We start from the raw sequence: 20691 nt of genomic DNA, 5'->3' as shown, positions 1-20691 counted from the left end.
GTAGAAGAGCCAACAAAGATACCTATAAAAAACGAAAACTTATGCCGCTCATATACAGAATCCTTGCTTCGCGGTAAACTTAATAGAAAAGGGAACACCGAGGTGAACATGCAATGTCAAAATCAGACATACGCCATTTGCAAATTGCAGACTATCTGATCGCTCAAATAAAAAAAGGAACGTACCGAATTGGAGATAAACTTCCTTCGGAACACGAACTATGCGACAAATTCCAAGCAAATCACCATATTGTTCGTACTGCCGTCGCCCGTTTGATCAACATGGGCTGGATCACCGCTCATCAAGGAAAAGGTGCATTTGTGATCTCTCGGCCTGAAGTGTTCCCCTATCAGTTATCTGCACGGACCGGATTTTCGGAGAACCTCAAAGAGAAAGCCGTCCCTCACCGCGGACAGCTACTGCACCATGACCGGCGTCATCCCACGCAGCAAGAATGCCGCTATTTGAACCTTGAAACCCATGAATTTATTTATGATCTGCGGATTAAACGATTTATTAATGAAACACCGGTCTCACTGTCCAAGACGATCATTTGTGAAAAGGACATCCCGAATCTCGAGAACTATTTAACAAACTTTAAATCATTGTATAAGATATTATCCGACCATTACCGGATTTCTCCGGTTCGCACGAAATCAATTGTTCAGGCAATCCTTCCTAATTTAGAAGACGTGCTCATGCTGCAACTCCCTGAAAATGTTCCACTGGTTCAAATTAGAAGTTTTGCCAATCATCCAAACGGGCATCCCTTTGAATACACCTTATCCAAAATGCGCAGCGATACATGCCATTACGTTATCGATTTTTAATTCCTGTTTTTCCGTAACCATTAGTTTGATTGGATCACCCGTCATTTCTCCATCCATTCCATTGTGTTCATTTTTGGGCACTCCAAAGCGGATATCTGCCACACATTTCGAGCCCGCAGCGCCAATCCCTCCTTATTTTTCTGTTTTTTCAATGAATTATATCTCAAATCTGTCCCTTCTTTTACAGTCTTTTTACAGTGCATTAACTATTTGTACTTATCGATAAGTTACAGTGACACATGTAACGAGCTTTATATACCTTGCCAATTCTTATTTTCTTGAAAAGTAATTCTTTCCGGCTGCTGAAGACGCACGTTTTTCCAGCACAGGACAGGACACGTGTTTTACCTACTTTAGTCTTAACAAAGGAGTCGACGTTTCATGTTGATGAATAAGCAGCAGCTCAGTCGAATCATGAGCGCTTGCTCGCTTCCTCTATTAGAAGAAATCACATACAAAATCGAACAGGAACAAAAGGTACAGGTGGAGCGCGAGCCGCAAACCTCACTTGTCATGACCAAAACAAAGGACTCCGTTTCAAGTCAGCCCTTTTATCTTGGTGAAGTACTCGTCACCGAATGTACTGCATCCGTCCATGGACAGTTCGGTATCGGTATCGTTGTCGGAAGAAAACCGATACGCGCCTATTGCATGGCTGTCATCGACGCGGCACATAATGCGGGGCTGCCGCTGCTCGACCAATATGGTTCCCAATTCCATGCGGAAGAACAGCGTATTCAGGAGACGCATGCCTTAGAATACGCGCGCAACGCGCAATCCCAAGTCCATTTCAATACGATGGAGGAATACAATGACAAACGCTGAAACCTTTCATCATGTGCATGACACACGTAAACTGTATCGCCATTTACTTGATAGTATGGCACGTCCGGGAAAGATCAATGACATTTCCGTCCTTCTGCACAAAGTTCCCGAAACATGTCCGTGCTCAACCGGCACCTATGTACTTGCACAAACCCTGCTGGACCAACAAGTCAGCTTCTATTACTATTCACAGGAGATAAACGCTGACGATGCGGAACACGCGATCGAATGGACAACTGGGAGCCGTCATACGGCTTCGCATGCTGCTGATTATTTATTCATCGACACACCTCCGGAAATCGATGAAATCGATTCGATCATGCAATCCGTCCGCATCGGCACACTGACCGAACCGGAAAAGAGTGCAACGATTGCCCTTCATGTCCGTAAACTGTCCGGTGCCGATGATTTGGCACTGCCAATGGTGCTGCGCGGTCCGGGAATCAATGGTTGGCATATTCTTTCAGCAGATGGAATGAACAGCGAATGGCTGCGCCTGCGTTCCGAGCGTAACCGTGAATATCCGACCGGCTGTGATTTCATCCTATTCGACGATGATGGACGGATCGCTGCCCTGCCAAGAACAACGCGCATCGAAAGAAGGGATTTCTAAATGGGATATGTTGCAGTAACCGGCGGACAAAAAGCCATCGAGGCTGCCAACCGGCTCAATCAATGGTATCGGATTAAAGACGCAGAGCATAGCCTGGAGACCACTGAAATTGCGAAACAATTACGTCATCTTACGGATCGCGTGATGAGTGAAGGCGGCCTTTACGCTCCGGAATATGCTGCACTTGCCATCAAGCAGGCAGAAGGTGATCTTTGCGAAGCGGCCTTTCTCATGCGTGCTTATCGATCCACACTCGAACGAAATTATGAGTCAGAAGTCATAGATCCGGGTCAAATGCGCGTCATCCGCCGCATTTCTTCCGCCTTCAAAGATATCCCGGGCGGTCAAATGCTCGGACCAACCATGGACTACACCCATCGGCTGCTCAACTTTGCCCTTGAGAATGAAAATGCACAAGCCCTAAAGAACCTGTTGAAAGAACAAATACCGGAGCTTAACGCAGATCAGCCGCTTTCCTTCCCAAAAGTTGCCGGTTTACTTCGGGAACAAGGCTTGCTGTTTCCGCCAAAGTCGTCAGGCGTTTTGTTTGATATCACACGCGACAAACTGACCTTCCCGGCTCCGAGATCCGCCAAGCTTCAGATTTTGGCCCGCGGAGAGACAGGTGCCATGACAGCACTTGCCTACAGCAGCATGCGCGGCCATATCACCAATCATCCGACGATCGGCGAACTGCGCGTCGGCTATACAGAACTAACCATTGCCTATCCGCTTGATTCCAATGAAAGTCTCTGTCTTGGCGAAATCATGCTGACCGAGATCGAAACGATCAATGCCTTCGAACGTGATGATCAAGGTGATGTAAAACTGCGGCTTGGCTACGGGCTGACCTTCGGGCAAAACGAAACTAAAGCAATCGCCATGGCGATTCTTGAGCAAGGTCTGGAGACAAAGGGATCAATCCCGTCTCAAGATGAAGAATTCGTTCTGCTCCATGTCGACAGCATTGAAGCCAATGGATTCGTGTCTCACTTAAAATTACCGCATTATATCACCTTTCAATCAAAACTCGATGTCCTGCGGCAAACACAGAAAATAGCTGAATCCGAAAAGAAAGAGATGCGAAAGGAGTGACGCAACCATGCAGGCACATTTGAAACAAACATACAATTATGCCTTTCTCGATGAGGGATCCAAAAAAGAAATTCGTCGCACAACGCTTAAGGCCATTGCCATTCCCGGTTATCAAGTGCCGTTTGCCTCCAGAGAAATGCCGATTGGCCGCGGCTGGGGAACCGGCGGCTTGCAGCTAACTCTGTCACTGATCGGTGATCAGGATTGTCTTAAAGTGATTGATCAAGGAAACGACGACAGTGTCAATGCCGTCAGTATCAAAAAGTTGGTCCAGTCCTGCACGAAAGCCGAGGTCACGACCGACTCAGAGCGTGCAACCATCATTCAAACCCGCCACCGGATTCCCGAGGTGCCGATTCGCAGCGATCAAATTCTCGTTTTTCAAGTACCGCTGCCGGAACCGCTTCGGATGGTTGAAGCCAAGGAGCGCAAAACGAAGCAGCTGCATGCGGAAATGGATTACAGTGGAATTTGGCTGCGCTTATATGAAGACATTGTCAAATGGGGGAAAATCAGCATCGGTGCCGACTATCCGGCACTCGCGCACAAACGATACATTTTCGCGCCAAGCCCGATTCCCCGCTATGATCTGCCAAAGCTGAATCATGCGGATGGGCTGTTTCTGTTCGGTGCCGGCCGCGAGAAGAAGATCTATGCCATTCCGCCTTACACAGAAATAGAGCCGCTTGCTTTTGACGATTATCCGTTTGAGGTCGAACATTTCGAGGGATGCTCCTGCCGGCTGTGCGGCAGCAGCGATACCTTTCTTGACGAACTTTTTGATGAAAAAACCGGTCAGAAATTCTACCAATGTTCGGATACCGGCAATTGCCGAAAACGACAAGAAAAGAGGCATACACCATGATCCATGATGCAAGCCGACCGCTGCTCAGCGTTCGGCATTTGACAAAGCGGTTCGGGAAAGGCTGCGCTGCCTGCAGCCATCCGGAACAGCTACCTGAAGGGAGCAACCATTGCCCGCACTGCGGCACAGTCTGGGCGTGCAATGACCTTTCCTTTGATCTCTATGAAGGAGAAATTCTTGGCATCGTTGGTGAAAGCGGATCAGGGAAAAGTTCGCTAGTCCAATGTCTTTATTTTGACAATCCGGTCACCGATGGCTCAGCGACCATCGCAACCTATGAAAAGGGAGCGGCAAATATATTTTGTGCATCTTCTCAGCAAAAGCGCTATATTCGCAATCATTTAATGGGGATGGTTTACCAAAATCCGTGGATCGGTCTGAGAATGCAATTCTCAAGCGGCGGCAATATTGCTGAAAAACTAATTGCCGCCGGGCAGTTCAATGTACACAATATACGCGCACGCGCCAAGGAACTGCTTGAGCATGTTGAGATTCCGGTCACGAGAATGGATGAGGCGCCGCTCCATTTCAGTGGCGGCATGCAGCAGCGCGTTCAGATTTCCAAAGCATTGGCCAATCATCCGCCGATCCTACTGTTGGATGAAGTAACCACCGGTCTTGACCTGTCGGTTCAAGCACGTGTCCTTGATCTGATACGACGCATTCAGCGAGAGAGTCGAACAGCGATGATTGTTGTCTCGCATGATCTCGGTGTGATCCGTATGTTGTGTGATCGGACAATGGTGATGAAACAAGGACGCTGCATTGAAGCGGGGTTAACCGACCAGATTCTCGAAGATCCGCATCACGCTTACACGCAACTGCTCGTCCACTCTTTATTGTGAGGTGTCAAAATGAAAATTTATCATGCAAAAATCGTGCTGCCCGACCAAGTCATTGAGAATGGTTATGTATCAATTGAAGCGGATCGGATCGTTCAAATTGAGCAAGGTGAACCGGACATTGTGGAGAGTGCGGATCTTGATGCAGGCGGCAAATGGCTGACCCCCGGCCTGATTGATTCGCACAGTGATGCGATTGAAGTAGAGATCGAGCCGCGTCCGACAAGCCGCTTTACCGTTGAACTCTCTTTTGCCGAACTGGAAAAAAAATTAGCTGCCGAAGGGATCACAACCATTTTCCACGCCGTTTCTTTAATGAAACAGAATACCGTGCGTAAAGGCCGTGATAACGAGACCGTTTATGCCCTGATCAACTCACTAAATCGTCTAGCGAACGGACCGCATCTGATCCGCCACAAAACGCATCTGCGTTACGAGATTGCCAACATCAACGCACTGGATGCTGTTTCCGCATTAATCCAAAACGGCAAAATCGATCAATTATCTTTGACTGATCATACACCCGGCCAAGGACAGTACCGTGATCTGGAGGTCCAGCGGCGCCTGTTGATCGATCATCGCCACTATACCGAGCAAGAAGCGGAACAGATTATTGAAGAAACGAAAAAGCTTCCAAAGCTCGATACGCACAGTATTGAGAAACTGACACAATTAGCGAACGCATACGGTGTATCCGTCGCCTCACACGATGACGACACGATCGAAAAGCTTGAGATCGTCCGCGACTGGAATGCAGGCATCAGCGAATTTCCAATAACCATCGAAGCGGCACGATACGCACGTCAACTCGGTATGCTCACCGTGATGGGCGCACCTAATCTTGTACTTGGAAAATCACACAGCAATAACTTATCCGCCCATGAGGCCGTTAATGAAGGGCTTGTCGATATCTTCTGCTCGGATTATTATCCGGCATCGCTATTGCATGCCGCCTTCAAATTGCATTATGAGCTTGGAATGAGCGCATCTCAGGCATTTAACACGGTGACACTTAATCCAGCCAAGGCATTGCATCTTGATCAGTTGACCGGATCAATTGAATTAGGCAAGAAAGCCGATCTGCTCGTCGTCGGCGTCAGTGAGACCAACGGGCCGCAGCTCACCCATGTTTTTGTCGACGGAGCGGAGGTCTGCCGCATGCACTACCTGTTGCCCGAGCCGCAGCAAACAGTCGAGGGAAGGTGAACCATTTGGCGGAACGAACATTATCCGAACGGCCAACCATTTCACCGAGTGCGATCATCATCAACAGCAAACTTGGTGTCTGGACGGACATCGGACCGAATAGCCGCATAGAGGAAACATCCTTCGGTGATTACAGTTATACCGACGGAGACGCGAATATCATTTATTCAACCATCGGTAAATTTTGTTCGATCGCTTCGCATGTCCGGATCAACCCGGGAAACCATCCGATGGATCGCGTCACCCAGCATCATCTGACCTACCGCCGGGTCCGCTACCAATTGGCAGACACGAACGATCAGCGCGTCTTCAATTGGCGCCGTGCTCATTGGGTAACGATTGGGAATGATGTCTGGATCGGCCATTCGGCAACCATTATGGCCGGTGTGTCAATCGGGAACGGTGCGGTGATCGGTGCCGGCTCTGTAGTCACCAAGGATGTGGCACCCTACACTATTGTCGCCGGTGTCCCTGCTAAACCGATTCGGAAACGATTCAGCGATGAATTGATCAAGGAAATCACAGACAGCCGCTGGTGGGACTGGGATCGACAAACGATCGAGAACCATTATGAAGAATTATGCGATCCCCAGGCTTTTATCCGCCTCATTCGCAAATGGAGGGAAACACGATGACCGCACTGATTCAGGTCGATCAATTAGAAAAAACATTTCTGATGCACCAGTTTGGAGAAAAAAGAATTACCGGCTGCCGTGGGATCAGTTTCACTGCGCATGAAGGCGAATTTCTCGGCATTACCGGCCAGAGCGGAAGCGGAAAATCAACCATTATTAAGTGTATTTACCGCACCTATCTCCCGAGCAGCGGTCACATTCGTTATCAGTCCGAACGCTTCGGTCCGCTTGATCTTGCCGATGCGCCGGAGCGCGAAGTACTTGCAATTCGCAAAGAAGAAATTGGCTATGTCTCTCAATTTCTCAGCATCATGCCACGCATGACCGCCTTGGAATTTGTGATGGAACCGTTGCTGGATATGGGCGAAAATGAATCCACAGCCCGTTTGCGTGCGAAGGATATGCTCGACCATTTCAATCTGCGTGAAACACTGTGGGATACCTATCCGAAAACCTTCAGTGGCGGCGAGAAACTTCGACTGAATCTGGCACGCTCCATGGCTCGAAAATCCCGACTGCTGCTACTCGATGAACCGACCGCTTCACTGGACGAAGCATCTAAAGAAACCGTTAAAGAACGCATTTATGAACTTAAAAAATCCGGAACCACAATGATCGGCATCTTTCACGACCTGGATTTTATGGAATCGGTTGTTGATTGTACGTATAAACTTGAACACGGATTGCTCAAGGAGGTCTTGTAAAGTGACTGTCACCATTCAGGAATTGACATTGGCAGATATCGACCGTTATGTGCACCTGTTGCAGCAGCTTGACGCGCAGCATTCAATGACCATGAAAGATGCTCAAACGTTATTCAGAAAAATGGATCAATATCCTTACTACAAAATTTTTTGTGTTTGGTCTGAAAATAAACTGCTTGCCACGTACTCATTGATTATCCTTGATAATTTCGGCCATGGCGGATTAAAAATTGCGATTGTGGAAAATGTCGTCGTCGCGCCTGAAGCTCAGGGGCTGGGAATTGGTACAACAATGATGCATGACGCGATGAACCGTGCGACCGATCAAGGCTGCTACAAGCTAATGCTTTCCAGCGATTTGAAGCGGCAAGGCGCGCACGCCTTTTATGAACGCCTCGGATTTCAGCAGCACGGTATCAGTTTTAGAACGGAGTTGAACCCATGATTATCGATCTGCACTGCCATACAAACTGTTCCGACAACTCGTACTCAATCGAGGAAGTACTCAAGCTGGCCTTGCAAAATAAGATCAACAAGCTGGCCATCACCGACCACGACACAACAATCGGTCTTGAACGGGCAATCGCTCTTGGCGAGGAACTGAGCATTGGCATCATTCCCGGCATTGAAATTTCCGCCTATGACTATAAGCGTCATCGCCGCGCGCACATTCTCGGCCTTTTTGTCGCGCCCGGACATCCGGCACTTGAAGCACTCTGCCGCCCGATGCGGGAGGAGCGGCACAACGCATCACGTCTCATGACTCAGAAACTCATTCAAGCGGGATACCACATTTCTTGGGAGCAAGTATCCAAGCTGGCTGAAAACGGAACCGGCGTCTATAAGCAGCACATCATGCACGCACTTATTTTGAATGGCTATACCGACTCCATTTATGGCCCGCTCTATAAAAAGTTATTTTTCAGAGGCGATCGCCAGACGCTTCCGGGGCTTGCATTTGTCCCTGTTCATTACCTTGATGCAATTGATGCGATTCACGCGATTCGAAAAGCCGGCGGCGTTCCGGTTCTTGCTCATCCCGGCCAATTCGACAACTTCTCCGCTGTTCCCGAATTTGTCGAGGCTGGCCTAGAGGGCATTGAGGTTTTTCATCCGCTCCATGACGCAGCTAACGAGGAGAAGGCACTGCAATTAGCCGAAACCTATCATCTCGCTCAAACCGGCGGGTCGGACTTTCACGGCTATTATACAGATACCGGTTCTGTTCCCGGTTCACGCTGCATCGACAGCGATCGGTTCACCCTGCTTGAAGAAAAAAGAGAACAGATCGGCAAAATGATTCAATCGTAATCCGTCTTCAACTCTTCCAGGCACCGGCCATTCGGTGCTTTTTTGTTTGCTTAGAAAACTTATCTTCGCCAAGTCTCCGGTGAAGACGAAGCCGCCGTTGCGATGGTCACGGATGTTTCATAGTTGTGTAAAAAAAAGAGACGTTCACCGCCTCTCTTAACAAAAATAGATCGTCTCATCAGACCGCTGCTAATAGAATTAGCGTGAGTAGTGCCGGAAGTCCCTGTTTCCACAATATGGTTATTGATACAGTGACTGCGCCATACACTGCCGCTATGACAACACATACAACAAAAAACAGAACGACAGGGAGCTGTGCTGAAAAAATCCCCCAAACAATACCCGCAGCCAGAAATCCATTATATAAGCCTTGGTTTTTAAATAAAGTTTGAACTCGTTGATCTTGAACAAATTTTTGATCTAAATGAAATGTTTTTTGTGCTAAATGGCTGTTTGAAAAGAACATCTCAAGTCCCATTATATAAAAATGCTCTAAAGCAACAAGCAGGGCAACGGTGAACGCTGCAGTTTGTATCATCATTTACGCGCCTCAACTTTCTTAGCGGGCATTCCCACAACACCATCTGCATGATTCCAAGAAACTAATTTTTCGATTGGCAAACGGACACTCGGATGAGCCGGCTTTGCCGCCTTGCCAATGGCAAGCAGCATGATCGGTACATAGCGTTCCGTATCCACACCTAATGCCTGCATGACTTCTTTTCGTTCAAAACCGCCGATCGGGTTTGTGTCATAGCCATGAGCCTTTGCCACAAGCATCAGTTGCATCGCCACTAAACCGCCGTCAATTAATGTATTTTCTCTTATTTGCTGCTTTGTCATCTTGGAAAATACACCGGGAAGTGCATTCATATAATAGTCCTTAACCTCTTGGGACATTAGGTTTTTCTCCACCGCATCGGCAAAAATTTCCTCAGCATAATCCGGATGATTCATGTCCCCCAAAATTAAAATCATTGCTGAGGATGTATTGAGCTGGTTCTGATTGAATCGTACAAGCGACTCCAGCCGCTCCTTATGTTCATCGACAACGACAAAACGCCAAGGCTGGAGATTCACTGAAGAGGGTGCTTTAGCCGCTTCCATTAACATTTCAGTCATTTCCAGATGTGAAATTTTTACCGATTGATCATAATTTTTTACAGAATGCCTATTATTCATAACATCAAAAAAATCCGTTGATTGTGTTTTTTCCATTTTATTAAACCTCTCTTATCTTCTGTGAAATATGCTCAATTAGTTTTGATACTTCAATGATTTGACTATTGGTAAACTCAGCTAAAATCTGTTCTTGAAGCTTTCCCTTAACTTTTGTCAGACGTTCTCGTTCCAGCCGTCCCTGCTCTGTTAAGCGGAGCACGATTAGTCGTTTATCTCGGTCTACCTTTTTTCTGCTGATTAACCCCTCAGCTTCTAAACATTTTAGATGCCTCGTGACCGCCGCTGCATCGAGTTTCAACCTATTGATCAACTCCATCTGCCCGATTTCGCCCGATAAATCAATATGAAACAAGATTTCCAGTTTCGTTAAACTGGTCTGTGCCATCGACTCAAACGCCCGATTCATCTCTTTGCTGACCACATGCAAGTGATAAAATAATTCATCTGCTTCCGAACACCGTTTAATAATCATTCCTCCCGAAAACTAATTGATGCATCAACTAATATACCTGAATAACTTCCATAACTCACGCAAGAAGACTTGGAAAATGAGAATACCACCTTTGAGGTGTTACGCGGTGTCCCTTTACACGCATATAAAATTATGCTACATTCGTTGCTAAACACGAAAAGCGATGACGAGAAAAGTAAGCAATATTTGCTCTTTACAGAGAGGTCCTGTTGGGTGAAAAGGACCAAGAGCAGCGTGCTGAAACAAGCCTCCGAGCTGTTCATGGGATTCTAAAAAATGATCATGCAACAGATGCTCCTGTTATCGAGCGCAGGTAATTGATACCTGATAAGGCAAATACGGGTGACCGGTTTGCAAACTGGGGTGGCACCACGACGATAAACTCGTCCCCAAGACTTGAATTGTCTTGGAGGCGAGCTTTTTTATGAAAAAACGATGTCCACTGCCCTCGATTAACCACATCAATTATTAATAGGTTAAACGGAGGTAATCGTTATGAAAATCAGCAAAAGGTTAACACTCTGGAAAAATTCATTGCTCTTGTTACTTGGCATCGGCATTTCAAACATTGGCGATTGGATCTATCTTATCGCCCTCAACTTAATCGTTCTTGATATGACCCACTCACCGCTGGCTGTCACTGTCCTTTATATACTGAAGCCGGCAGCAACTTTATTGACTAATTTCTGGTCGGGAAGCCTCATTGATCGGCTGAATAAACGTAAACTGATGATTGTGCTCGATCTGATGCGCGCGGGATTAATTATCCTTCTGCCCAGCATACCATCACTATTCTTTATGTTCCTCGTTGTCTTTGTGATTAACATGGCAAGTTCAATGTTTAACCCAGCTTCTATGACCTACATTACAAAAGTCACTCCACCGGATCAAAGAAAACAATTTAATTCTCTAAGGGGTTTAATCGAATCCGGAGGGTTCTTAATTGGTCCGGCTATTGCCGGATTACTGTTTCTAATCGGTTCTCCCATGTTCGCGATTTATATTAATGGGCTGTCCTTTATTCTATCAGCACTGGTCATCCTGTTCCTGCCTAATGTAGAAAAGCATACCCGTTTTGCCATCGCAGAGAAAATGTCTCTTCAGGTCATTAAAATGGATTGGCAGGTTGTCATTCAATTCAGCCTGAAAAATTCATTAATCATGACTGTCTATTTTTTATTCAGCTGCATGATGGTCATGGCGGCTTCTGTTGATTCACTTGAAGCAGCTTTTGCAAAAGCCGTTTTAGGCCTTTCCAATACACGTTATGGTTTCCTTGTCAGCATTGCCGGAGCTGGCATTGCTTGCGGCGCGTTTGTCACTTCACTTTTTGCCCGGAAACTTTCGATTTCGTTTTTAATTCAAATAGGTGCTCTATTTTTCTCATTGGGTTACATTCTTTATGCTGTTTCTCACTCGTTTTCTGTTGCCGCAGCAGGGTTTTTTGTTCTTTCCTTTTTCATGGCTTTCGCGAATGCCGGGTTCTTAACCTTTTATCAAAAGAGCATACCAACGCAAATTATGGGGCGGGTCGGCAGCTTATATGACTTAATCGAAGCCGTCCTCGTCATCATGACAACGATCATTTTTGGCCTGACAGCAGACTATTTTTCAATAAGAGCGGTCGTAATAACAGGAACGATCATCATGTTCGTCGTTGCCCTACTACTATCCGTATTCACTCATTATTGGACGAAAAGGAGTGCCATTCAGAAAGCTCCATGAACTCAACAAATAATAATGTCTGACAAGGTAGCTCTTTTGAGTAAATTATAAATTTATGATATAATTATAGTATAAAGAGCGTTTTATACGTAATCGAAGAGCCCTCCGCAGACCAGTGCGGAGGGCTTTTGTGTTGCTGAAGGTATAAAAGTACCTTCTGTCACTTAAAATAACCAGTGAAGAAGTCTATCGAGAAGCTTTGGCAATGTCTCACGTAGCACAGGGAAGACCAGTTCCCTGAGAAAGAGCTGCCAAGCCGCTTCTCGATTTTTTGTTGACTTCTTCATCTTTCGAGAGCGTTTCATACGTAATCACCTCCTTTACGTTAATTTCACGCAAAGGAAGCGAGCTTTTTAAGTGACACTTGAATTATATCAGAATTGTCCGCAATTTATAGTCTGTATGTTGTTCATTCCTGCTGGAACAGGGGAAAGCATTAACTAATAGTTAAAAACCTCCGCTTATTTAAGCGAAGGTTTGATTTTTGCATTTCACACGATGTGGCATGAAAACACTAGCCTTGAGTTAAAGAGCAACGGAATTTATTTGTTTTTAACAAATGCCAAGTTTAACGCCAATAGTCCTAAAACAGTTGCCATGAAATATTTTTGAATCTTTTTCCATACCGGTCTCTCTCTTAACATTTGGGAAACTTGACCCGCAAAGAACACAATTAATAAGTTCACAGAAAAGCTGATAATAATCTGTGCGGTCCCGAGTACTCCGATTTGCAAAGCTAATGGACCATTTTGCGGATGCTCAAACTGCGGTAACAGAGAGATGTAAAGAACCGCTATTTTGGGATTTAATAAATTCGTCATTAATCCGTTCAAATAGAGTTTTTTCAGAGAATGATGAGGAACATTATGAGGTTCAAAGACCGACTGACTACCCGGCTTTACGGCGTTCCATGCCATCCACAGCAAGTAGATGATTCCTGCTATTTTGATGGCTGAATAAAGCAAAGGAACCGTTTTAAAGATAAAATCAAGTCCCAAAATTGTCGCGATCACATAGACAATAAACCCTGTAACAACACCCAATAAAGAAATGAAACCAGCTTTCTTGCCCTGAGTCAGAGAACAGGATACGAGATACATCATATTTGGTCCGGGTGCACATACAATTCCCAAAGCTACCAGTGAAAAACTGATTAAAGTAATCGAGTCAACCACAGTCTCATTCACCCCATCAACTATTTTTCGTCAAGTCTACCACATGAATAATAAAAAATATATTTTACGGTTAATGCGAACTTCCTCTCTTTTTTACGCGTCTCTGGTCAATAATCATGTCAATCCGATCCAGATCATGCTTGCTACTCAAAATTTCTTTTTTATTGGTTTGAATCAATTGACGATACCTTAGTTTTTTTCTCAAATCGTCATCCCCTTTTCACAGTGGTCATTAGCTTCCTTATCATCATTAATGAATAAAAAAGTTCTCTGCAGAAATGCAGAGAAGATGGTGAGCTTTATTTTAACAGAAGGATTATTATTCATACTATACCACTGTGTTTAATTATATATCAAGTGTTTTTTTCATTTTCTTATGTGATTTGATCAAAAAAACACAATAAAAACCACTCCTCGCGGTTTCGTGTATCGTAACTGCGAAAAGTGGTCCTACTGCCCTTAAACGTCCAGCCGTTTGAACGTCTAATGTTTAAAAAATCCATTTAACGAGGCTTTGCTGTCACGGAAAATCTGTTCTCTCTCTTTTCAATCCTTGCCTTGTTGTTTCTTGAACTTAAGAACCAAGCGGGAATGGCGGCGACCAGAGTACTCACAATTGACCAAACAAATGCGGCATTGTACGCTCCTGAAATATGGGTCAAGCTAGGAACAGAGCCGGACAAATGATGCTGCACAACGGTGGCAAGGATTGCCGTACCGAATGCCCCGCCGATATTTTGAAGCATCCGCGTACTGATCGTCGCCTCAGGAATCTGTCTTTTTGACAATCCCGTGTACGCATCTGCCATAATTGGAATCATCATCGCTCCTTGACCCGCCCCGCGAAAGAAAAGAGCGAGAAGCAGCAGCCATTGCGATGTGTGCTGGTCAGCAAATGCGAACGGTATTGTGGCGAGCACCGATATGAAAATACCTGACATGACGACCCATTTTGCACCTATCAGATCCGTTATTTTGCCAACTTGGGTTCTAGTTAGCAGCATACCGATGCCTTGCGGAATTAAATAAATCCCCGTCCAGACGACACTTGCTCCTCTAATATTCTGATAGTACAGCGGTAAAAGAAGCATTGCTCCATTGATCGTAATACCAGACATTAATAATAAAAGCGACGACGCCGAAAAACTGGGCAGTTTAAAAAGACTGAGACTGACAAGTGCGCGCTTTGGCCAGATCCATGCATAAAGGACATAGAGAATCAGCAGACCCGTACCGATGGAAATTGGCACCATCACCTGGCTTTCAAAAAATTTACCTGTCGTGCTGACCTTAGTAATCCCAAGAATCAATTCCGTAAACGTTCCGGCAAACAAGATCACACTAATCCAATCGAGACGTTTTCCCCGTTCTTCCGGTGTAAATTTCGGCGATTTCCAAAGCAGAAGAATAATGGAGAATAGAGCAATTGGGATATTAATATAGAAAATCCAGTGCCAGTCTAGGTGATCGATAATTAAACCACCGATTGTCGGCCCAAGTATCGGAGCAAAAACGGCCGGAAGACCTACGATCGACATTAATTTCCCAAGATTTTCACCGCCCGCTGCACGTACAATTAATGTTGAAAGAGCAGACATAATCATTCCTGCTCCCGCTCCCTGAATAATTCGACTGACGACAAGAAGCCATAAGCTCCCCGAAAAACCTGCGACTACTGAACCTAACAAAAATAAAACTAAAGCGCCTAAATACAAGGTTTTGCCGCTTATCCAGTCAATGGCCCAGCCTGCGATGGGTACCGCAATCCCAATTGCTAGTACATAAGCAGTAACCACCCACTGGACTGATGAAACCGTGGTATGAAAATCTGCAATAATTGAATTGACAGCGATATTGACCATGGTGGTATCGAGCATCGGTGCCAAGGCACCAAGTACCAAAATGAAACTGATTGCGATCACTTGATTTAAATTGCTTGTTTTGCTTATTCCATTATTCATTGTTTGTTATCCCTTCACCAATTTAAGATACGGCCGTATCTAATATAATTTATGCTATAATAAAAAATAAGAAAAAGCAAGTTTAATTTGGGAGAAAAAAATGGATCAGCAAAAGCGTAAGTCAAGACGACGTGGCACGGAACTTGAGGATGCCTTATTAACCGCTGCCTGGCAGCAGCTCCAAGAGGAAGGCTATCAAAAATTAACGATTGAGGGCATTGCTGCTGCGGCGGGAACGACCAAAACCGTTTTATATCGGAGATGGCCGAAAAAGGCACTGATCGTCGTTGCCGCCTTTAAAAAATTCGGTCCAAAAGTAGACTTTTCAACACCGGACACCGGCGATTTACGTACAGATCTTCTTACTTTGTTATCCGCTCCGGTTGCCGCCTTTTCTTCATTGGGACAGGAGACAATTCGAGGGCTGATTTCAGACCAGATTGGTGAAGCAATTGATAAGCTCTTCATGGCAGCAAATTCGAAAAACATAATTCGTCAATCTCTTGACACGATTTTAGCAAACGCCGCAGCCCGAGGAGAAATTAATCCGGACACAATCACTGATCGTATGAAAAATCTGCCGACGCTGCTTTTTATTAATGAACTCCTTACCCATGGAACGTTGACAAAAACTGCGGTTACTGAGATGGTAGATACCCTCCTCATGCCCTTGTTTCAAATGAATGAAAAACGCTGAACACATCGAAATTCGAACTGAAGAACATTATAAGCGCCAAAAACCGCCCTCGAGAATGGGGCGGCTTCGTTTCTATTTGGACCTGAATCAAGCGCTCTCTTTAATTTAATGCGAGGTTGATCCGGTCGATTAAAACTCAATAGCTCAGATACGCAAATATATAAATCTTCACCTTAATTCTCTTTGTCTACCGATTCTATGAGATAATGACTTTTCAATTGGAGACTTGCGCACATCGTTTGCTTCATTCCATTTTCTTGGTGCTGCTTCTCTATGTTTGTCGCTCGTTTGAAAAAATCGTGCAAAGGGTGGTTACATTGAAACGTCGTGTATTCTTTTTGACAGCTTTGGCTCTAGTTTTCATTGCCTTTTTAATCTACTTATTTACAGCTGTACAGCATCAGGAAACCTCTGTTCCCCGTTTCACAAAACATAAATATAATGGCGAACGATTGCTGCTGTACCCTCAAGTCCACGGAATCAACAAAAAAGCTGCCGCAAGAATTAATGAAATGCTGGAAAAAGCGGCTCAAAATTCCTACAAGAGTGCTCTAAATCTAAAAAGAGCCGAAACGTTTACTAAAGATGGTAATTCTCACTATTCTTATAACTCCGCTTATAACGTAATAAATAATAAGAACGGCAAGCTAAGTATTTTATATCGCGATTATATGTATACCGGCGGATCAAACGGAAGCGACTACGTAACCCTATACAATTTTGATCTATCTACAGGACAGCAGTATGAAATTAAAGATATTCTTAAAACCTCTGCTCAGTATAAAAAAGTGAAGAACTATGCTTTTAATTATTTGAGTACGCATGAACCCTATGCCAAATCGGTTTCAAAATTAAGTGATTTTACAGTGAACAAAGATACGCAAATCTCATTGTATGATCATGGCATCTATCTCGTTTTTCAAGACGGTGAAATCAAATCCTATCCTGATGGATATCTCTTCATAAAGATTCCTGAATCCGTTTATAAATAAAAGGGCTATTTTATAGCCCTTTTTGATTTCTACGGATTATGAATATAGGCAGCCTTTTGATTGAGTTATTGAGGAGTTGATAACCCCAAAATAAATGCTCCAATGTGCTGTTGTAATTCTGAAATATTCAATTGCGCTGGTCTATTTTTGCGAGTCATAAAATAGCCGAAATTAATCCAAACAAAATTAATGGCTTGCGTTTTGACGTCTACTACTTTCGCTATTCTTCCTTTATCCTTCATTTGAGTTAAATAGTTTCCAGTCAATTCTTTGAAATAAAGTGAAATTTGTTCACTAGCTTCACGAACTTCCGGCAAATGAAGTGAATCTCTCAAACCAGTCATAACAATTGCCTCATGCTTGCTCATAAAAGTCTGGTAGTTCGTGGCTATTTGTAGAAGATCTTCTTCTAGGTTTTCTGTAAGCTTACAATAACTTTGTAAGTCTTTTAAATCCATTAGGTACTCGGTAAGCAAGGCATTTAATAAGCCGCGTTTATCCTTAAAATGTCGAAATACGGTGTTTTCACTTACCGAAGAGTCTTGGGCAATTTTTTGTGTCGTTGTAGACTCATACCCGTGCTTAATGACCAGTCCGGTGAAAGCTTGTAAAATTTTATGTCTGGTGTCTTCTTTAGTCATAAAATACTCCTTTTAAATGTTACTTAGTCATATTTTTGTATATAGTTACCGATTAAATAGTCTGCCCTTTGAACACTGACAAAGGCCCTTGGATCACAGGAAGTAACCAGCCTTTTTAAAAAGAATAACTGACTTCTTTGAGCAATAACAATGATCATGTCTGTTTCTTGCTGAGAATAAATACCGGTTCCCTTAAATAAGGTAGCACCATGTGCAAAGTTCTTCAATCGTTCTATGATTTGATGCGGATTCTTTGTAAAAACGAAGACCGTCATATTTTTTTGCTGAATATAAATATTATCCATAATAAAACTTGTAATTACCATACTAATTAAACTGTACGTTGCCCCAGCAATTCCAAAAAACAAACCGGTCGTCAGCAAAATACTGCCGTTAATCACTGTATTGATAAAGCCTATTTTTTTCTTAAAGCGCTGCTGTACGTAGCTCACGAACACATCTGTTCCGCCTGTAGAAAATCCGTTGCGAAAACATAACCCAACGCCAATTCCAATGATCGTTCCTCCAACAATGGCATTGGTAATTCGTTCAGACAAAATGGGTGCTTGTGGAATAACTTGCAAGAAAATAACATTTGAAAACACTGCAATTAATGAATACATCGTATAGTTTAACCCAAATAAGTACCAGGCTGCCAAGACCAAGGGGATATTCATTATAACCACAAGCGTGCTAATACTTAAATTAATGTCGACCATCGATAGTATACCGTTCAATAGTTGAGCAATTCCAGGTATGCCAATTGAATAGACGTTGGCCGGGCTCAAAAAAAGATTAATGCCAATGGCAGATAGCAAACCATACAAAACAGCAAAACTGAATTTACGCGTATGGGTCATTGTTGCTTTCATTTTCATTTTTCCTCTCTACTAAAAAATTGCAGCTAACTGTCCATTAGCATAGTAACCAAAATAAAAGCCCACATGATGTGGGTTTTCAAGCCATTAATTAACGTTATCTTGCTTTTTTATTTCAAGATAAGTTCATTCAGCTGGTCCGGTGCCTGAGTCATGAATCGATAACCATTGTCAGTGATACAGACAGTGTCTGAATGACGGTATCCACCCTGTCCGTCAAAATACAAACCAGGTTCCACGGAAACAACCATATTCTTTTGTAATCGCGTATCATTACCAAATGATAGTGTCGGTTCCTCATGATTATTTAAGCCAATCCCGTGCCCGGGTCGGTGTAATAAGTGTTGAGTTAAACCTTGTTCCTCCACATAGTTATAAACTGCTTGTTCAACCTCGCTGGCTTTGACACCAGGACGAATCATGTCCAGCATAATTTTACGTGCCTGCATCATTTGATTAAAGTGCCGCTGTTCTTCGGAAGTAGGATCCTCTGTAAAGAACGTTCGCTCACATTCTGCGGCATATCCCGCTAATTTAAAAGTAGCGACATTCACATTGGGACCTTTTGAAACCTGCGCGTCCATTGCAGGAATGCTATGCGGCATATAGCTATAACTAGCCGGCCAGACACCATTGGTAATTCGATTCGTTAAACTAAAATTTTTGCTGATCACTTCACTTTGCGTTTTATGCGGCAGCATGTACAAGTCGAGCACATTGGAGCCTGTATGCACCGTAGCCAACGTTTGACAAACCACATCACTACATACTTTCGCCGTGACTTGAATTTTGTCCAGTTCATAGTCGCTTTTAATGGTTCGCAATTGTTTAATGATCTCTCCAGGAGTCCAATTTATGTCACCCGTTTGATAAGTCAGATACCACGGTACATTATCTTCTACACCGACATGATTCACGTTAACAAGATGTCGTGTCACTACTTCGAACCAGTTCTGACCCTTTTTCGCCGTGACATCAAAATAAGTATCAATCGTGTACTTAAAGTAAGGGACCTGAACATGAGATTCTTCCAATTTAGGAACAATGAATAGCGGATCCTGATTAGCAAACACAATTAAGAAAAATGGCCGTTGTTCGGGACTGTAATTAATGTTTGTCAGGTACCATATGTCTTCAGAATCTGTAATGACGTAGGCCTCCAGATTGCGTTCAACTAATTTTTCCCGACACTTCGTTAATCGATTCTGAATTTCTTGTTCTAATGTGTTCATCCAATCTTCCTTTCACTTCACATATTTTATTATGAGTAAGTACGTACTTACTTTTATTTTGATTATACGCTTTTCGTTTATTTTGTAAAGGAACTAGGCAAAATAAATGGACAAAATTAAAAAGCGGAATGTTTTCTCCGTTTTTTAGAGTGTTTAAATTAAATCTTTTCTAAAATAAGAAAAACCGGGCAAAAAACGCCCGGTCCTTAATTTCACAGGATGTGATGGCTTTCGCGTTGCATACAGGACGTATGCGTATTTAGCGAAAGCTCCTTTACACTTGCGAAAGTTCCTTTTTTTTAGTATTGGTTTGTGTCTTTACAGTGCTGAATCATCACTTCGGTTGCTCGCATCAACTGAGCGCGACCGCGGGCGCATCTCTGCTTTGATTCTCGGCCAAGACACTGGTTTATTCGTTTAAATACGGGACAAAATCTTATACTTTCTTTACGTGTGAAAAAAGGCCGCCTTTCACAATTTCATTTATTGTGAAAGGCGGCCTTAAAAACTATAACTTACCTCTATACGTTGTGCTTTAAGCTTCCAACTGGACTTGAACCAGCGACCCCTTCCTTACCATGGAAGTGCTCTACCGAACTGAGCTATGGAAGCATTGGCTCCACAGGTAGGATTCGAACCTACGACCGATCGGTTAACAGCCGATTGCTCTACCACTGAGCTACTGTGGAATACTTAAGTTAAAATGATATGTATATTATAATGTACTCTCCATTATCATGGAAGGGTTCACATAATAAAATATAATAAGAAACAGGCTGCCATCATCGATGACTTCCTGCCTCTCTCCAT

At 43.9% G+C, this 20691-nt stretch carries 24 protein-coding genes, 2 tRNA genes and 1 other annotated feature; of the genes, 14 read left to right on the top strand and 12 right to left on the bottom strand.

Annotated features, from left to right (window positions below):
* The first annotated feature begins 113 nt into the window (after positions 1 to 113).
* The 11 genes from NOM01_RS15015 (at position 114) to NOM01_RS14965 (ending at position 8926) form a co-directional block, all read left to right on the top strand.
* Positions 114 to 830, top strand: a complete 717-nt coding sequence (locus tag NOM01_RS15015) for a GntR family transcriptional regulator (protein ID WP_255749312.1) — start codon at positions 114 to 116, stop codon at positions 828 to 830.
* Between the two features lie 381 nt (positions 831 to 1211).
* Positions 1212 to 1655: a phosphonate C-P lyase system protein PhnG gene (phnG, locus tag NOM01_RS15010; RefSeq protein ID WP_255749310.1), complete on the top strand. Its 444-nt coding sequence runs from the start codon at positions 1212 to 1214 to the stop codon at positions 1653 to 1655.
* On the top strand, positions 1642 to 2268 hold the full coding sequence (phnH, locus tag NOM01_RS15005) for a phosphonate C-P lyase system protein PhnH (protein ID WP_255749308.1): 627 nt from the start codon (positions 1642 to 1644) through the stop codon (positions 2266 to 2268). The genes phnG and phnH overlap by 14 nt, the downstream gene beginning before the upstream one ends.
* On the top strand, positions 2269 to 3363 hold the full coding sequence (locus NOM01_RS15000; protein WP_255749307.1) for a carbon-phosphorus lyase complex subunit PhnI: 1095 nt from the start codon (positions 2269 to 2271) through the stop codon (positions 3361 to 3363).
* 7 nt (positions 3364 to 3370) lie between these two features.
* Entirely contained in the window at positions 3371 to 4228 is an 858-nt protein-coding gene (locus NOM01_RS14995) for an alpha-D-ribose 1-methylphosphonate 5-phosphate C-P-lyase PhnJ (protein ID WP_255749306.1), read from the top strand.
* The gene (locus NOM01_RS14990; RefSeq protein ID WP_255749305.1) at positions 4225 to 5073 is read left to right on the top strand and encodes an ATP-binding cassette domain-containing protein; all 849 of its coding nucleotides are present in this window, start codon (positions 4225 to 4227) and stop codon (positions 5071 to 5073) included. The genes NOM01_RS14995 and NOM01_RS14990 overlap by 4 nt, the downstream gene beginning before the upstream one ends.
* A gap of 9 nt (positions 5074 to 5082) precedes the next feature.
* Positions 5083 to 6276: an alpha-D-ribose 1-methylphosphonate 5-triphosphate diphosphatase gene (locus tag NOM01_RS14985; RefSeq protein WP_255749304.1), complete on the top strand. Its 1194-nt coding sequence runs from the start codon at positions 5083 to 5085 to the stop codon at positions 6274 to 6276.
* On the top strand, positions 6273 to 6911 hold the full coding sequence (locus NOM01_RS14980) for a DapH/DapD/GlmU-related protein (protein ID WP_370646151.1): 639 nt from the start codon (positions 6273 to 6275) through the stop codon (positions 6909 to 6911). Before NOM01_RS14985 ends, NOM01_RS14980 begins: the two co-directional genes overlap by 4 nt.
* Positions 6908 to 7615, top strand: a complete 708-nt coding sequence (phnL, locus tag NOM01_RS14975) for a phosphonate C-P lyase system protein PhnL (protein ID WP_255749302.1) — start codon at positions 6908 to 6910, stop codon at positions 7613 to 7615. The genes NOM01_RS14980 and phnL overlap by 4 nt, the downstream gene beginning before the upstream one ends.
* 1 nt (position 7616) lies before the next feature.
* Entirely contained in the window at positions 7617 to 8060 is a 444-nt protein-coding gene (locus NOM01_RS14970) for a GNAT family N-acetyltransferase (protein WP_255749301.1), read from the top strand.
* Positions 8057 to 8926, top strand: a complete 870-nt coding sequence (locus tag NOM01_RS14965; RefSeq protein WP_255749300.1) for a PHP domain-containing protein — start codon at positions 8057 to 8059, stop codon at positions 8924 to 8926. The genes NOM01_RS14970 and NOM01_RS14965 overlap by 4 nt, the downstream gene beginning before the upstream one ends.
* A gap of 178 nt (positions 8927 to 9104) precedes the next feature.
* Here NOM01_RS14965 and NOM01_RS14960 read toward each other — a convergent pair whose 3' ends face one another.
* Genes NOM01_RS14960 through NOM01_RS14950 form a run of 3 tightly spaced genes read right to left on the bottom strand, consistent with a single transcriptional unit; the run spans position 9105 to position 10580 of the window.
* Entirely contained in the window at positions 9105 to 9461 is a 357-nt protein-coding gene (locus tag NOM01_RS14960) for a DUF1304 domain-containing protein (RefSeq protein WP_255749347.1), read from the bottom strand.
* A gap of 2 nt (positions 9462 to 9463) precedes the next feature.
* The gene (locus NOM01_RS14955) at positions 9464 to 10144 is read right to left on the bottom strand and encodes a nitroreductase family protein (protein ID WP_255749299.1); all 681 of its coding nucleotides are present in this window, start codon (positions 10142 to 10144) and stop codon (positions 9464 to 9466) included.
* A 4-nt stretch (positions 10145 to 10148) separates the two neighbouring features.
* Entirely contained in the window at positions 10149 to 10580 is a 432-nt protein-coding gene (locus tag NOM01_RS14950; RefSeq protein WP_255749298.1) for a MarR family winged helix-turn-helix transcriptional regulator, read from the bottom strand.
* A gap of 154 nt (positions 10581 to 10734) precedes the next feature.
* Positions 10735 to 10974 (top strand) — a binding site (T-box leader).
* A gap of 107 nt (positions 10975 to 11081) precedes the next feature.
* On the opposite strand from NOM01_RS14950, the gene NOM01_RS14945 reads away from it, so the two are divergent.
* Positions 11082 to 12305 carry an MFS transporter gene (locus tag NOM01_RS14945; RefSeq protein ID WP_370646160.1) on the top strand — a complete coding sequence of 408 codons (1224 nt, stop codon included), beginning with the start codon at positions 11082 to 11084 and terminating at the stop codon, positions 12303 to 12305.
* Positions 12306 to 12469: 164 nt separating this feature from the next.
* Here the strand turns inward: NOM01_RS14945 and NOM01_RS14940 are convergent, their stop codons facing one another.
* From NOM01_RS14940 to NOM01_RS14925, 4 genes are all read right to left on the bottom strand, one after another.
* Positions 12470 to 12610 (bottom strand): hypothetical protein, encoded by a 141-nt coding sequence (locus tag NOM01_RS14940; protein WP_255749296.1) that lies wholly within the window; start codon positions 12608 to 12610, stop codon positions 12470 to 12472.
* Positions 12611 to 12847: 237 nt separating this feature from the next.
* The gene (locus NOM01_RS14935; protein WP_255749295.1) at positions 12848 to 13480 is read right to left on the bottom strand and encodes a LysE family translocator; all 633 of its coding nucleotides are present in this window, start codon (positions 13478 to 13480) and stop codon (positions 12848 to 12850) included.
* A gap of 70 nt (positions 13481 to 13550) precedes the next feature.
* A complete protein-coding gene (locus NOM01_RS14930) occupies positions 13551 to 13685 on the bottom strand; it encodes an FbpB family small basic protein (RefSeq protein WP_255749294.1) in 135 nt (44 codons plus the stop codon).
* A gap of 298 nt (positions 13686 to 13983) precedes the next feature.
* A complete protein-coding gene (locus tag NOM01_RS14925; protein ID WP_255749293.1) occupies positions 13984 to 15441 on the bottom strand; it encodes an MDR family MFS transporter in 1458 nt (485 codons plus the stop codon).
* 100 nt (positions 15442 to 15541) lie between these two features.
* Here NOM01_RS14925 and NOM01_RS14920 point away from each other — a divergent pair, with 100 nt between their 5' ends.
* Together NOM01_RS14920 and NOM01_RS14915 are read left to right on the top strand one after the other, a co-directional pair.
* Positions 15542 to 16138 (top strand): TetR/AcrR family transcriptional regulator, encoded by a 597-nt coding sequence (locus NOM01_RS14920; RefSeq protein ID WP_255749292.1) that lies wholly within the window; start codon positions 15542 to 15544, stop codon positions 16136 to 16138.
* 317 nt (positions 16139 to 16455) lie between these two features.
* Entirely contained in the window at positions 16456 to 17130 is a 675-nt protein-coding gene (locus NOM01_RS14915; RefSeq protein ID WP_255749291.1) for a DUF4163 domain-containing protein, read from the top strand.
* A 65-nt stretch (positions 17131 to 17195) separates the two neighbouring features.
* Here NOM01_RS14915 and NOM01_RS14910 read toward each other — a convergent pair whose 3' ends face one another.
* From NOM01_RS14910 to NOM01_RS14890, 5 genes are all read right to left on the bottom strand, one after another.
* Positions 17196 to 17771 carry a TetR/AcrR family transcriptional regulator gene (locus tag NOM01_RS14910; protein ID WP_255749290.1) on the bottom strand — a complete coding sequence of 192 codons (576 nt, stop codon included), beginning with the start codon at positions 17769 to 17771 and terminating at the stop codon, positions 17196 to 17198.
* Between the two features lie 23 nt (positions 17772 to 17794).
* Positions 17795 to 18643, bottom strand: a complete 849-nt coding sequence (locus NOM01_RS14905) for a YitT family protein (protein WP_255749289.1) — start codon at positions 18641 to 18643, stop codon at positions 17795 to 17797.
* A 116-nt stretch (positions 18644 to 18759) separates the two neighbouring features.
* On the bottom strand, positions 18760 to 19881 hold the full coding sequence (locus tag NOM01_RS14900) for a M24 family metallopeptidase (protein ID WP_255749288.1): 1122 nt from the start codon (positions 19879 to 19881) through the stop codon (positions 18760 to 18762).
* Between the two features lie 538 nt (positions 19882 to 20419).
* A tRNA-Thr gene (locus tag NOM01_RS14895) sits at positions 20420 to 20493 on the bottom strand.
* A gap of 2 nt (positions 20494 to 20495) precedes the next feature.
* Positions 20496 to 20570, bottom strand: a tRNA-Asn gene (locus tag NOM01_RS14890).
* Positions 20571 to 20691: the final 121 nt, after the last annotated feature.

Source organism: Sporolactobacillus sp. STSJ-5 (assembly GCF_024385605.1).
In the GTDB taxonomy this organism is placed as follows: domain Bacteria; phylum Bacillota; class Bacilli; order Bacillales; family Sporolactobacillaceae; genus Sporolactobacillus.
This window is presented reverse-complemented; position numbering and strand designations above follow the sequence as displayed.